Source organism: Enterobacter cloacae complex sp. SHL018 (genome assembly GCF_049237905.1).
Lineage (GTDB): Bacteria > Pseudomonadota > Gammaproteobacteria > Enterobacterales > Enterobacteriaceae > Enterobacter > Enterobacter hormaechei_C.
This window is the reverse complement of the sequence record NZ_JBMKJE010000003.1, coordinates 1-12998: the sequence shown is the minus strand read 5'-3', so window position 1 is coordinate 12998 and position 12998 is coordinate 1. Positions and strand designations below refer to the sequence as shown.

15 protein-coding genes are annotated in these 12998 nt (G+C 54.2%); 7 read left to right on the top strand and 8 right to left on the bottom strand.

The window, feature by feature from the left end; all coding sequences use genetic code 11:
• Positions 1-7: 7 nt before the first annotated feature.
• From ACOTY5_RS13275 to tilS, 3 genes are all read left to right on the top strand, one after another.
• Complete coding sequence (locus tag ACOTY5_RS13275; protein ID WP_015572729.1) at positions 8-2140, top strand: lysine decarboxylase LdcC; 2133 nt, start codon at positions 8-10, stop codon at positions 2138-2140.
• A 66-nt stretch (positions 2141-2206) separates the two neighbouring features.
• Positions 2207-2596: a VOC family protein gene (locus ACOTY5_RS13270; RefSeq protein WP_003856151.1), complete on the top strand. Its 390-nt coding sequence runs from the start codon at positions 2207-2209 to the stop codon at positions 2594-2596.
• A gap of 58 nt (positions 2597-2654) precedes the next feature.
• Positions 2655-3941, top strand: a complete 1287-nt coding sequence (tilS, locus tag ACOTY5_RS13265) for a tRNA lysidine(34) synthetase TilS (RefSeq protein WP_045142235.1) — start codon at positions 2655-2657, stop codon at positions 3939-3941.
• A gap of 26 nt (positions 3942-3967) precedes the next feature.
• Here tilS and rof read toward each other — a convergent pair whose 3' ends face one another.
• Entirely contained in the window at positions 3968-4228 is a 261-nt protein-coding gene (gene rof, locus ACOTY5_RS13260; protein WP_003856148.1) for a Rho-binding antiterminator, read from the bottom strand.
• The gene (locus ACOTY5_RS13255; protein WP_003856146.1) at positions 4215-4415 is read right to left on the bottom strand and encodes a YaeP family protein; all 201 of its coding nucleotides are present in this window, start codon (positions 4413-4415) and stop codon (positions 4215-4217) included. The genes rof and ACOTY5_RS13255 overlap by 14 nt, the downstream gene beginning before the upstream one ends.
• A gap of 195 nt (positions 4416-4610) precedes the next feature.
• Here ACOTY5_RS13255 and ACOTY5_RS13250 point away from each other — a divergent pair, with 195 nt between their 5' ends.
• The 3 genes from ACOTY5_RS13250 to nlpE are packed head-to-tail and all read left to right on the top strand — an operon-like array spanning position 4611 to position 6307.
• Complete coding sequence (locus tag ACOTY5_RS13250; RefSeq protein WP_045142236.1) at positions 4611-5156, top strand: YaeQ family protein; 546 nt, start codon at positions 4611-4613, stop codon at positions 5154-5156.
• A complete protein-coding gene (gene arfB, locus ACOTY5_RS13245; RefSeq protein WP_006810027.1) occupies positions 5153-5569 on the top strand; it encodes an alternative ribosome rescue aminoacyl-tRNA hydrolase ArfB in 417 nt (138 codons plus the stop codon). The genes ACOTY5_RS13250 and arfB overlap by 4 nt, the downstream gene beginning before the upstream one ends.
• A 39-nt stretch (positions 5570-5608) precedes the next feature.
• Positions 5609-6307 carry an envelope stress response activation lipoprotein NlpE gene (gene nlpE / locus ACOTY5_RS13240; protein ID WP_017383734.1) on the top strand — a complete coding sequence of 233 codons (699 nt, stop codon included), beginning with the start codon at positions 5609-5611 and terminating at the stop codon, positions 6305-6307.
• Between the two features lie 45 nt (positions 6308-6352).
• Here the strand turns inward: nlpE and proS are convergent, their stop codons facing one another.
• The 6 genes from proS to metN form a co-directional block, all read right to left on the bottom strand.
• Complete coding sequence (gene proS, locus ACOTY5_RS13235; RefSeq protein ID WP_045142237.1) at positions 6353-8071, bottom strand: proline--tRNA ligase; 1719 nt, start codon at positions 8069-8071, stop codon at positions 6353-6355.
• 112 nt (positions 8072-8183) lie between these two features.
• A complete protein-coding gene (tsaA, locus tag ACOTY5_RS13230) occupies positions 8184-8891 on the bottom strand; it encodes a tRNA (N6-threonylcarbamoyladenosine(37)-N6)-methyltransferase TrmO (RefSeq protein ID WP_017694476.1) in 708 nt (235 codons plus the stop codon).
• Entirely contained in the window at positions 8888-9292 is a 405-nt protein-coding gene (gene rcsF / locus ACOTY5_RS13225) for an Rcs stress response system protein RcsF (protein WP_015572735.1), read from the bottom strand. The genes tsaA and rcsF overlap by 4 nt, the downstream gene beginning before the upstream one ends.
• Before the next feature lie 106 nt (positions 9293-9398).
• On the bottom strand, positions 9399-10214 hold the full coding sequence (gene metQ / locus ACOTY5_RS13220) for a methionine ABC transporter substrate-binding lipoprotein MetQ (protein WP_003856132.1): 816 nt from the start codon (positions 10212-10214) through the stop codon (positions 9399-9401).
• 40 nt (positions 10215-10254) lie between these two features.
• Positions 10255-10908, bottom strand: a complete 654-nt coding sequence (locus ACOTY5_RS13215) for a methionine ABC transporter permease MetI (protein WP_003856130.1) — start codon at positions 10906-10908, stop codon at positions 10255-10257.
• Positions 10901-11932, bottom strand: a complete 1032-nt coding sequence (gene metN / locus ACOTY5_RS13210) for a methionine ABC transporter ATP-binding protein MetN (RefSeq protein ID WP_213721031.1) — start codon at positions 11930-11932, stop codon at positions 10901-10903. The genes ACOTY5_RS13215 and metN overlap by 8 nt, the downstream gene beginning before the upstream one ends.
• A gap of 188 nt (positions 11933-12120) precedes the next feature.
• On the opposite strand from metN, the gene gmhB reads away from it, so the two are divergent.
• Positions 12121-12687, top strand: coding sequence for a D-glycero-beta-D-manno-heptose 1,7-bisphosphate 7-phosphatase (gene gmhB, locus ACOTY5_RS13205; RefSeq protein WP_017383733.1), 567 nt, complete (start codon positions 12121-12123; stop codon positions 12685-12687).
• Positions 12688-12998: the final 311 nt, after the last annotated feature.

The window sequence follows — 12998 nt, the reverse complement described above, 5'->3', positions numbered from 1 at the left end:
GTAAACCATGAACATCATTGCCATCATGGGGCCACACGGCGTCTTTTATAAAGACGAACCCATCAAGGAGCTGGAGCAAGCCCTCAAAGCACGCGGATACCAGCTGATCTGGCCGCAAAACAGCGCCGACCTGCTGAAATTTATCGAACACAATCCGCGCATCTGTGGCGTGATATTCGACTGGGACGAATACGACATGGAGTTGTGCAGCGATATCAATAAGCTCAACGAATATCTTCCGCTGTACGCGTTTATCAACACTCACTCGACCATGGACGTGAGCGCGCATGATATGCGTATGGCGCTGTGGTTCTTCGAATACTCACTCGGCGTTGCCGAGGACATTGCGACCCGCATTCAGCAGTACACCGGTGAATACCTCGATAACATCACACCGCCGTTCACGCGCGCGCTGTTCACCTATGTGAATGAAGGGAAGTACACCTTCTGTACGCCAGGCCACATGGCGGGAACAGCCTATCAAAAAAGCCCGGTGGGATGTCTGTTCTACGATTTCTTCGGCGGTAACACGCTGAAGGCGGATGTGTCGATTTCGGTCACCGAGTTAGGCTCTCTGCTGGATCATACCGGCCCGCATCTGGAAGCCGAAGAGTACATCGCCCGGACCTTTGGCGCCGAGCAAAGCTACATGGTGACCAACGGTACCTCAACCTCGAACAAAATCGTCGGGATGTACGCCGCGCCTGCCGGCAGTACGCTGCTGATTGACCGCAACTGCCATAAATCACTGGCGCATTTGCTGATGATGAGCGACGTGGTGCCGCTCTGGCTGTCGCCTACGCGTAATGCGCTGGGTATTCTCGGCGGCATTCCTCGCCGTGAATTCGCGCATGAAGCCATTGAAAATAAGATCGCGGCGATCCCCGAGGCAAGCTGGCCTGTGCACGCGGTGATCACCAACTCCACCTATGACGGGCTGCTTTACAACACGAACTGGATCAAGCAGACGCTCGACGTGCCGTCGATCCACTTTGACTCCGCGTGGGTGCCTTACACCAATTTCCACCCGATTTACTCGGGTAAAAGTGGGATGAGCGGCGAGCGGGTGCCGGGCAAGGTGTTCTTCGAAACGCAGTCGACGCACAAAATGCTGGCCGCGTTTTCCCAGGCGTCTCTTATTCACATCAAGGGCGAGTACGACGAGGACACCTTCAACGAAGCCTTTATGATGCACACGACCACGTCGCCGAGCTACCCGCTGGTGGCGTCCATCGAAACGGCGGCGGCGATGCTGCGCGGTAATCCGGGTAAACGCCTGATCAATCGTTCGGTGGAACGGGCGCTGCATTTCCGAAAAGAGGTTCAGCGACTTAAAGATGAAGCGGACGGCTGGTTCTTTGATATCTGGCAGCCGGAAGAGATTGATGAGGCAGAATGCTGGCCCGTCGCGCCGGGGGAGAGCTGGCACGGTTTTCGGGATGCCGATGCGGACCACATGTTCCTCGATCCGGTTAAGGTGACGATCCTGACGCCGGGCATGGATGAGCAGGGCGTGATGGGTGAGGAAGGGATCCCGGCTGCGCTGGTGGCGAAGTTCCTTGATGAGCGCGGCGTGGTGGTGGAGAAAACCGGCCCCTATAATTTGCTGTTCCTGTTCAGCATCGGGATCGATAAAACCCGCGCGATGGGGCTGTTGCGCGGACTGATGGAGTTTAAGCGTGCATATGATCTGAACCTGCGGGTGAAGAATATGCTGCCGGATCTCTACGCGGAAGATCCTGACTTCTATCGCAATATGCGTATTCAGGATCTGGCCCAGGGGATCCACAGGCTGATCCGCCAGCACGATCTGCCGCGCCTGATGTTGCAGGCATTTGATGTTCTGCCTGAAATGAAGCTGACGCCGCACAGGGCGTGGCAGCGCCAGGTGAAAGGGGAGGTTGAAACCGTTGAGCTGGAGAACCTGGTCGGGCGGGTATCGGCCAACATGATCCTGCCTTATCCGCCGGGCGTGCCGCTGCTGATGCCGGGTGAAATGATCACCGAGGAGAGCCGGGCGGTGCTCGATTTCCTGCTGATGCTCTGTTCGGTAGGGCGCCACTATCCGGGCTTTGAAACGGACATTCATGGCGCGAAACGCGATGATAACGGCGTGTACTGGGTGAGAGTCCTAAAATAAAAGGGGCTGCTTGCCAGAGGCGGGTTGTCGGTTGTAACGTTCAGGGCATCATAAAAAGGAGAAACTATGCTGGGTTTAAAAGCGGTTCATCATATTGCGATCATTGCCACCGATTACGCGAAAAGTAAGGCATTCTACTGCGACGTTCTCGGCTTTACGCTGTTGAGCGAGGCTTACCGTGAGGAGCGCGACTCCTGGAAAGGCGATCTGGCGTTAAACGGACAATATGTGATTGAACTGTTCTCTTTTCCTTTCCCGCCAGCGCGTCCTTCGCGCCCGGAAGCCTGCGGCCTGCGCCACCTCGCCTTCAGCGTCGATGACCTGGACAGCGCGGTAAAACATCTGGAAGCCCACGGCGTGGCCTGCGAAGCGATTCGTGTCGATCCCTTTACCGATAAACGTTTCACTTTTTTCAACGATCCGGACGGGCTGCCGCTGGAGCTTTACCAGCAGTAATTGCCGTCATGTGTGATAATGCCCGTTCAGTTCGGGCATTTTTTATGTGTAATTTCCTATGACCTTACCTGCTATCGCGCACGCCGTTTCCCCCTACCGCCAGCTGCTGGTGGGGTTCAGCGGTGGCCTGGATTCCACCGTTTTGCTGCACCGCCTTAAGCTCTGGCGCGACCGTGAGCCTGACGTCCAGCTGCGGGCGATGCATATCCATCACGGCTTAAGCCCCCATGCCGACGACTGGGTAGCGCACTGCGAAGCGGTGTGTTCAGAGTGGGCGATTCCGCTGATCGTTGAACGCGTCACGCTTGAGGATGAGGGGCTGGGTATTGAGGCGCAGGCGCGGAAAGCCCGCTACGCCGCGTTTTCTGGCGCATTACAGCCTGGAGAAGCGTTGGTCACCGCGCAGCATCTGGACGACCAGTGCGAGACGTTTTTACTGGCGCTCAAGCGGGGCAGCGGGCCTGCGGGATTATCTGCCATGCCTGAGCGCGCAGATTTTGCTGAAACAGAGCTCATCCGCCCGCTGCTGGGTGAGACGCGCGCATCACTGGAAGCCTGGGCGCAGCAGCATCATCTGTGCTGGATTGAAGACGAGAGCAATCAGGACGACAGTTACGACCGTAACTTCCTGCGCCTGCGCGTCTTACCGCTGCTGAGTGAGCGCTGGGCGCATTTTTCCGAAGCGGCGGCCAGAAGTGCCATGCTGTGTGCTGAACAGGAAAGCTTGCTGGATGAGTTGCTGAGCGAGGAGCTGGATACGCTGACTACCGCTGACGGTGCCCTCAACATTGCGCCGTTGAAGGTGATGAGCCCCGTGCGCCGGGCTGCTCTAATTCGTCGCTGGCTGGCTTACCACCGTGCGGTTATGCCGTCCCGGGCGATGCTCAACCGTATCTGGGAGGAAGTTGCACAGGCGAGGGAAGATGCCGCCCCGTGTATACACCTGAATGGTTATGACGTCAGGCGCTATAAAGGGCAACTCTGGTGGGTAAAATCTGTGCCGTCGCTGGCTGACGCTGTGCTCGACTGGCCGTCGCCGGAAAAAGCATTAACGCTACCGATGAATGCCGGTGTCGTTGCGTTAAGCCATTCGGGCAATGTGCGTCTACCTGAGCCGGACGAGAACGTCACTATACGCTTCAGGACCAGCGGCATGCTGCATATCGTCGGGCGTAACGGCGGGCGTAAGCTGAAGAAAATCTGGCAGGAACAGAACGTTCCGCCCTGGCGACGTGATACCACGCCGCTTCTGTTTTACGGCGACACGCTCATCGCGGCGGCAGGGGTTTTCATCACTGAAGAGGGATGGGCTGAAGCGGGAGTTAATTTTGAATGGAAAGCGTAACGGGCAGCCTGGCTGCCCGTTGGTTATCAGGATTCGCTCACCACAACGGTGCCGATTTCCGGATGGCTGAAACTGGCAATTTTGTCGAGGCGTAGCTCACGCGTTGCACCTGCATCTTCCACAACCAGGTATTCCACATTTTTACGGGAAACCAGATCGCTGGCCTTTGCCTTTAGCACTTCGCCATCTTTTAGCTCCAGCGTCAGTATTAAATGATGCTGGCAGGCGAGTTCGAGGTTGTCATAGTCATCACAATTGATGGGTTGATAGGTATCATTCATCGACATAATCGCTCACCAGTAAATTCGCCGCAGCATACGCTGCTTTTTCCCTGACCGATTCAGAAAGGCTCTCATCAGAGGCCACTTCATTTAGCACGTTCAATACACAGCCCAACGCATCCGGAATGTACCCCAGATCTCCGCTGGCGATCTCCGCATACCGTCTGCGAATCAACTCACAATAATTATTCACATCACCTCCTGCCAGCGTACTGACTTACTGTGAGATATCATTAAGCCTACGAAGTTAAACTCGGTTTAGCAAGGTGACTATACCATACTCATTTAAGCAATATCAGCGCCTTGATAAGAGGGCGCCACCACCTCGTAACAGCCTTTTGCCGCGGTTTTCGCTACAATGTACGCCTGATTCGAAAGGAGTTCTCTCATGGCGCTGAAAGCGACAATTTATAAAGCTGTGGTCAATGTGGCGGATCTTGACCGTAACCAGTTTCTGGATGCGTCATTGACGCTGGCGCGTCACCCTTCTGAAACCCAGGAGCGCATGATGCTGCGCCTGCTGGCGTGGATTAAGTATGCCGACGAGCGTCTGCAATTTACCCGTGGTTTAAGCGCGGAAGATGAACCGGAAGCCTGGCTGCGCAACGATCATCTGGGTATCGATTTATGGATTGAGCTTGGCCTGCCGGATGAACGCCGGATCAAAAAGGCCTGCACCCAGTCTGCTGAAGTGGCGTTGTTTGCCTACAACCAGAGAGCGGCGGAGATCTGGTGGCAACAAAATAAAAATAAATGTGCGCAGTTCAAAAATCTTACCGTCTGGTATCTGGATGATGAACAGCTGGCGCAGCTGAGTGCGTTCGCCAGCCGGACGATGGCGCTACAGGCGACGATTCAGGACGGCGCCATCTGGCTTTCCGATTCTCAGAATAATCTGGAAATTCATCTCGCGGCCTGGCAGCCCGCATCATGATTGTATTGTCCCGAAACGTCAGCATCCCTGATAACGAGCTGGAGATCACCGCCATCCGGGCCCAGGGAGCAGGGGGACAGCACGTTAACAAGGCCTCAACGGCTATCCATTTGCGCTTTGACATTCGGGCCTCCAGCCTGCCAGAGTATTATAAAGAAAGCCTGCTTGCCGCCAGCCATCACCTGATCACCAGCGAGGGTGTGATGGTGATTAAAGCGCAGGAGTATCGCAGCCAGGAGCTTAACCGGGAAGCGGCAATAGCCCGGCTGGTGGCGGTCATCAAAGAGCTGACGGCTGTACAAAAAAGTCGCCGGGCAACACGTCCAACGCGGGCATCGAAAGAACGTCGGTTGTCATCGAAGGCGCAGAAATCCACCGTAAAATCACTGCGTGGCAAAGTCCGTCACCCATAATGTGACGAAAGGGATACCCTTTTTCATAAGGAAAGTATTGTGAAAAAAGCATTATTATCAGCGCTGGCCGTGACAAGCCTGTTCGCGCTTTTTGGCTGTAATAACCGTTCAGAAACGCAGGTACTACAGCCAACGCAAAATGAAGAATTAAAGCCGATGCAGCAAAGCTGGCGCGGCGTATTACCGTGTGCAGATTGCGAGGGCATCGAAACCTCTCTGTTTCTGCAAAAAGATGGCACCTGGGTCATGAACCAGCGTTACCAGGGGGCGAAAGAACCGTCTTCTTTTGCATCTTACGGAACATGGGCGCGTACGGCTGAGAAGCTGGTATTGACGGATACCACGGGCGATAAAACCTTCTTCCGCGCCAAAGGCGAGGGGATGGAGATGCTCGATCGCGAAGGCAATCCGATTGAATCCCAGTTCAACTATACGTTGGCCCCGGTGAAAGCGACCCTGCCAGCCACCCCAATGGCGATGCGAGGGATGTATTTCTACATGGCGGATGCGGCGATCTTCACTGACTGTGCAACCGGGAAGAAAGTCAGCGTGGCGAACAATGCCCAGCTGGAGCGAGACTATGCCGTCGCGCGCGGCAACGACAGTAAGCCAGTGTTGCTGACGGTTGAAGGGCATTTTACGCTGGAGCCAAACCCGGATAGCGGCGAGCTGGTGAAAACGCTGGTGGCAGATAAAGACGCGAAGTTTGCTGCGGGGAAAGACTGCGAAAGCAAATAAGATATAGCCATTAAAAAACCCCGCACTGGCGGGGTTTTTTGTTTCTTAACCTTTGATGGCTTTCACCAGGTAATCAAGAATATCTCCCGTCTTGATCATCTGTTTTTCGCCGTTGCGACGGTATTTGTATTCAATCTCGTCGCTGTCGAGGTTACGGTCGCCAATGACGATGGTGTGTGGAATACCGATCAGTTCCATGTCAGCAAACATCACGCCAGGACGCTCTTTACGGTCATCCATCAGCACGTCGATACCTTTCGCGCTCAGCTCAGCGTAGAGTTTCTCAGCCAGCTCCTGTACGCGGTAAGACTTGTGCATGTTCATTGGCAGGATCGCCACCTGGAACGGCGCGATGTTATCCGGCCAGACGATTCCGCGTTCGTCATAGTTCTGCTCGATAGCGGCAGCAACAACGCGCGTTACGCCAATGCCGTAGCAGCCCATGGTCAGAACCTGGTTACGGCCATCTTCGCCCTGAACGGCAGCGTTCATTGCGCGCGAGTACTTATCGCCCAGCTGGAAGATGTGGCCTACTTCGATACCGCGTTTGATCATCAGGGTACCATTGCCGTCCGGGCTTGGATCGCCTGCGACCACGTTACGGATGTCAGCCACTTCCGGCGTCGCCACGTCACGATCCCAGTTGATGCCGAAGAAGTGTTTACCGTCGATGTTTGCGCCCGCAGCGAAGTCGCTCATCGCCGCAACGGTGCGGTCAATGACCACCGGAACAGGCATGTTCACCGGACCCAGAGAACCAGGACCTGCATTCACCACGGCGCGGATCTCCGCTTCCGTTGCGAAGGTCAGCGGGCTGGCAACCTGCGGCAGCTTCTCGGCTTTCACTTCGTTCAGCTCGTGATCGCCTCGTACCAGCAGGGCAACCAGTGGATAAGCGCTACCTTCAGCCGATTTCACCAGCAGGGTTTTCACGGTTTTTTCGATCGGCAGAGTAAACTGCTCAACCAGCTCGGCGATAGTTTTCGCGTTTGGCGTATCAACCAGCGTCATCTCTTGCGTTGCCGCGCCGCGTGGTTCTTTTGGTGCCAGCGCTTCTGCAAATTCGATGTTCGCGGCGTAATCAGAGGAGTCAGAGAAGATCACATCGTCTTCGCCGCTCTGCGCCAGAACCTGGAATTCATGGGAGGCGCTACCGCCGATTGAACCGGTATCAGCCTGTACAGCACGGAAATCCAGCCCCATGCGGGAGAAGATTTTACTGTAGGCCGCGTACATTTTGTCGTAGGTCTCTTGCAGCGATTCCTGAGAAGTATGGAAAGAGTAAGCATCTTTCATCAGGAATTCGCGAGAACGCATGACGCCAAAGCGTGGACGCACTTCGTCACGGAACTTAGTCTGGATCTGGAAGAAGTTCAGCGGCAGCTGTTTGTAAGAGCTCAGCTCGTTACGGATCAGGTCGGTGATCACTTCTTCATGCGTTGGGCCGAGAACGAATGGACGATCGCCACGATCGGCAATACGCAGCAGTTCAGGACCGTACTGCTCCCAGCGACCGCTCTCCTGCCACAGTTCAGAGGGCTGAACGACCGGCATTAACACCTCGATAGCACCGGCGTTGTTCATCTCTTCACGCACGATATTTTCGACTTTTTTCAGGACGCGCACGCCGGTCGGCAGCCAGGTGTATAACCCGGAGGCCAGCTTGCGGATCATCCCGGCGCGCAGCATCAGCTGGTGGCTGATCACCTCGGCGTCGGCAGGTGTCTCCTTCAGAGTGGAGAGCAGATATTGGCTAGTACGCATGTTGTTACGGTTCCATTTCGACGATTGGAACAGGCTGAAACACCAGCCTGACACAAAAAAAGTGGTTTAGTTTACCAGTGTGGCAAAGATGCCAAAAGAGAGGAGAACAAAATTACCTGGGTTCCAGGGCAAACACTTCAAAACCCGCCGCAGTCACGCGCCAGCGCACGTTAAAGTCCAGCAGCCAGACGGCGTACGTATTCCCGGCTTCCTCTTCTTTGCGGTAGGCGGGACGGGGGTCCTGAGCCAGCACTTCAACGATAAAGTCACGCAGGCGAGGATAACGCTTTTCCAGCTCGCTGATTTGCGTTGTAATTTCAGACGTGAAGTGAACCGCCATATCTGCCTGCGGTGCGTCCTGAGCATAGCTTGCCCGGGCATCCGGCAGCGCTTCGGCGAAGGGCAGGTAAGGCTTAATATCTATGACCGGCGTGCCATCAACCAGGTCAAGGCTACCTAACTCCAGGATCACCTGATCTTTCTGACAACGTATGCCTTTCAGCTCGACCAGCGACATCCCGATGGGGTTGGGACGAAAGGTTGAGCGGGTGGCAAAGACACCCATTCTGGCATTTCCGCCCAGACGAGGCGGACGCACGGTGGGACGCCAGCCGCCTTCCATGGTCTGGTGAAATACAAAGACCACCCATAAATGGCTGAACGCCTCAAGCCCGCGCACTGCATCGGCCTGATTATACGGCGCGACAAGATGAAGCTCGCCGCCGCCGTTAATGACCAGACCCGGCTGACGTGGAACGGCGAACTTTTCTTTATAAGGGGAGCGGATAACGCCTATCTGCTCGAACTGAAATGAACTCATTTCGCCGTAATGTTAAGCGCAGAACCGATACATACCGCCTGGCGATAGCAACCTGGTGTGCCGCTGGTGACTTCGCAGCTGTGCAGCAGCACCGCGTTGGCTTTCATTTTCGACGCGTTGATTTGCATACGCTTGCGGGCTGTCGGAATATTGGGTGGGGAGTCCTGATTCGTTGCCTGGCAGGATTCGCCGCTCACTTCGCCCAGTTCACGGAATGGCTTACCGACCAGCTCGTCGGCTTTGGTAATAATACGTACTGGCGCAGCGCGAGGCGCTTTCGGTTTTGCTGGCTCCGCTTTTGGCGGGGTTGCAGTGCTTTGAACAGGTTCAACAGGAGATCTGCTTAGCATAGAACAGCCGCTCAGCATCAGTGCTAAAAAACAGATCGGTAAAGCACGCATAATAATTCCTCAGTGGATAATCAAAACGTCAGATATTGAAGCAGTTGACCGCACAAATGACAAGACGGGCAAATGCCCGTCTTGATGATATTACACTGCCGGGAGATTACCAGCCTTTAACCGCGCCGCCGTTAAACACCTTATTGGCTTCCTGGTACACTTCTTCAGACTGATATGCCTGTATGAATTTCTTCACATTCTCCGCGTCTTTGTTGTCTTCGCGAGTCACGATCAGGTTGACGTACGGGGAATCTTTATCTTCAACGAAGATGCCATCTTTCGCTGGGGTCAGGCCGATCTGGCTGGCGTAAGTGGTGTTGATCACGGCCAGGGCGATCTGCGCATCGTCCAGAGAACGTGGCAGCTGTGGTGCTTCCAGCTCAACAATTTTCAGATTTTTCGGGTTTTCGGTTACGTCCAGAACGGTCGGTAACAAGCCAACGCCTTCTTTCAGTTTAATCAGGCCCACTTTCTGTAGCAGAAGCAGGGAACGGCCAAGGTTGGTTGGGTCGTTAGGGACGGCAACCTGTGAACCCGGCTGGAGTTCATCCAGAGATTTAATTTTCTTGGAGTAACCGGCAATCGGGTAAACGAAGGTGTTACCGACAGCAACCAGTTTATAGCCGCGATCTTTGATCTGCTGATCCAGGTACGGTTTATGCTGGAAGGCGTTAGCGTCAATGTCGCCTTTGCTCAGCGCTTCGTTCGGCAGAACGTAATCGTTGAAGGTCACCAGTTCAACGTCCAGGCCATATTTCTCTTTAGCGATTTTCTGCGCGGCCTCAGCAACCTGCTGTTCTGCACCGACGATAACGCCTACTTTGATGTGGTTTGGATCTTTTTCGTCCTGACCGCAACCCACCAGTGCCAGCGAGCCAATCAGTGCGCCTACTGCTGCGAAGGTCTTAAATTTAAACGCCATGTTATATCCTTAACTCGTCGAGTTTGTGTTGTTTGTAACGTTATTTATGCGTAACAGCCCGGACGATACGATCGCCAGAGAATTGAATTAAGTAAACCAGCACAACCAGCAATACCAGAACGGTATTCATTACGGTAGCGTTATAGCCAATATAGCCGTACTGATATCCAATCTGGCCTAAACCGCCAGCACCTACGGCGCCGCCCATTGCGGAATAACCGACCAGGGTGATAAGCGTGATGGTTGCTGCGTTCACCAGCCCAGGCAGCGCCTCTGGCAGCAGAACTTTGCGAACGATCTGCATTGGCGTCGCACCCATAGCGCGGGAAGCTTCTATCAGGCCGGTTGGGATTTCCAGCAGGGCGTTTTCCACCATACGGGCGATAAACGGTGCCGCGCCTACGGTCAGCGGGACAATAGCTGCCTGCAAACCAATCGACGTCCCGACGATCACGCGCGTAAACGGAATCATCCACACCAGCAGAATAATGAACGGAATAGACCGGAAAATGTTCACCAGCGCAGAGAGCGTGCGGTACAGCTTCGCGTTTTCAATAATTTGACCCGGGCGCGTAACGTACAGCAGCACGCCGACCGGCAGCCCAATCACAAAACCAAAGAAGCCCGATACGAAGGTCATTGCAAGCGTTTCCCAAACGCCGCGAACCAGTAGCCACATCATCGGCTCAGACATAACCCAGTACCTCTACTTTTACGTGATGTTCTTGCAGCCAGGCAATTGCCGCCTGGGTTTCTTCCTGTGTGCCGTGCATTTCCGTCAGCATAACGCCGAACTTCACGCCACCGGCGTAGTCCATCTGCGCGCTAATAATGTTGTTATTCACGTTAAAGCGACGCGCGGTTTCGGACAGCAGCGGTGCGTCAACGGACTGGCCCGTGAACTCCATGCGCAGCATCGGGACGCTGTCAGGCGTTGCGTCTGTTTTTAAACGTTCCAGATAATCTTCCGGAATATCCAGATGCAGTGTGGACTGAATGAACTGCTGAGCCAGCGGCGTTTTCGGGTGCGAGAAGACTTCACTCACCGTGTCCTGCTCAATCAGCTCACCGTTGCTGATGACCGCCACGCAGTCGCAGATGCGTTTCACTACATCCATTTCATGCGTAATAAGGAGAATCGTCAGGCCCAGGCGACGGTTAATGTCTTTTAACAGTTCCAGAATAGAGCGCGTGGTGGCCGGGTCTAACGCGCTGGTGGCTTCATCGCACAGCAGCACCTTAGGATTGCTTGCCAGCGCGCGGGCAATGGCCACACGCTGTTTTTGCCCACCGGACAGATTTGCCGGGTAGCTATCATGCTTGTCGCCCAGACCAACAAGGTCGAGCAGTTCGGTGACGCGACGCGTAACTTCTTCTTTCGGCGTGTTATCCAGCTCAAGCGGCAGGGCAACGTTGCCGAACACGGTGCGGGATGCCAGCAGGTTAAAGTGCTGGAAAATCATGCCAATCTGGCGACGCGCTTTGGTGAGTTCTTTTTCTGAGAGAGCGGTAAGCTCCTGGCCGCCAACTTCTACGCTGCCCTGGGTTGGGCGCTCAAGCAGGTTAACACAACGGATCAGCGTACTTTTACCCGCACCCGATGCGCCAATGACGCCATAAATCTGACCAGCAGGCACATGCAGGCTGACGTTGTTCAGCGCCTGAATGGTTCGGTTCCCCTGCTGGAACACTTTGGTGATATTGGAAAGTTTAATCATTAGATTATTTTTATCGTAAGTAAGTTAGCCGTGGCATTTTCTTCTGCCAGATACGGGGAATGACCGTAAACAAAATGGATGTTAAGGCATCCAGACGTCTAAATCAATCCACCTCTGTGCGATGAGCACTTTATTGCGTTGCGATTCATGAGATACTAGCTGAACAAGACTTTTTCAGGAGCAAACCGGTGGCAAAATCTGTACCCGCAATTTTTCTCGATCGTGACGGCACTATTAATGTGGATCACGGTTACGTCCATGAGATTGATGAGTTCGAGTTTATCGAGGGCGTAATAGATGCCATGCGCCAGTTGAAAGAGATGGGCTATGCGCTGGTGGTGGTAACTAACCAGTCCGGTATCGCCCGGGGTAAATTCACCGAAGCGCAATTCGAGACGCTGACGGAATGGATGGACTGGTCTCTGGCCGATCGTGGCGTCGATCTTGATGGCATCTATTATTGTCCGCATCACCCGCAGGGAAGTGTAGAGGCGTATCGTCAGACCTGTGATTGCCGTAAGCCACACCCGGGCATGTTTATCTCTGCACAGGAATTCCTGCACATTGATATGGCCGCATCTTATATGGTGGGCGATAAACTGGAAGATATGCAGGCAGCAGCGGCGGCAGGTGTAGGTACCAAAGTATTAGTGCGTACCGGTAAACCGGTCACCCCAGAAGCAGAAAATGCAGCCGACTGGGTGATAACTAGTCTGGCAGAACTGCCAAAAGAGATTAAAAAGCACCAAAAATAGGCGTTTTGGCGAAAAGGTGAGCGGTTGAAATAAAAATGCATTTTTCCGCTTGTCATTCCTCGGCGGCTCCCTATAATGCGCCTCCATCGACACGGCGGATGTGAATCACTTCACAGATAACCCGGTCGGCTGAAGAGAAAAAATCCTGAAATAACGGGTTGACTCTGAAAGAGGAAAGCGTAATATACGCCACCTCGCGACAGCGCGCTGAAGCGCGTCGCAACTGCTCTTTAACAATTTATCAGACAATCTGTGTGGGCACTCAAAGTGACATGGATTCTTAATGTCCTCGGACACTAAATGAATACCAA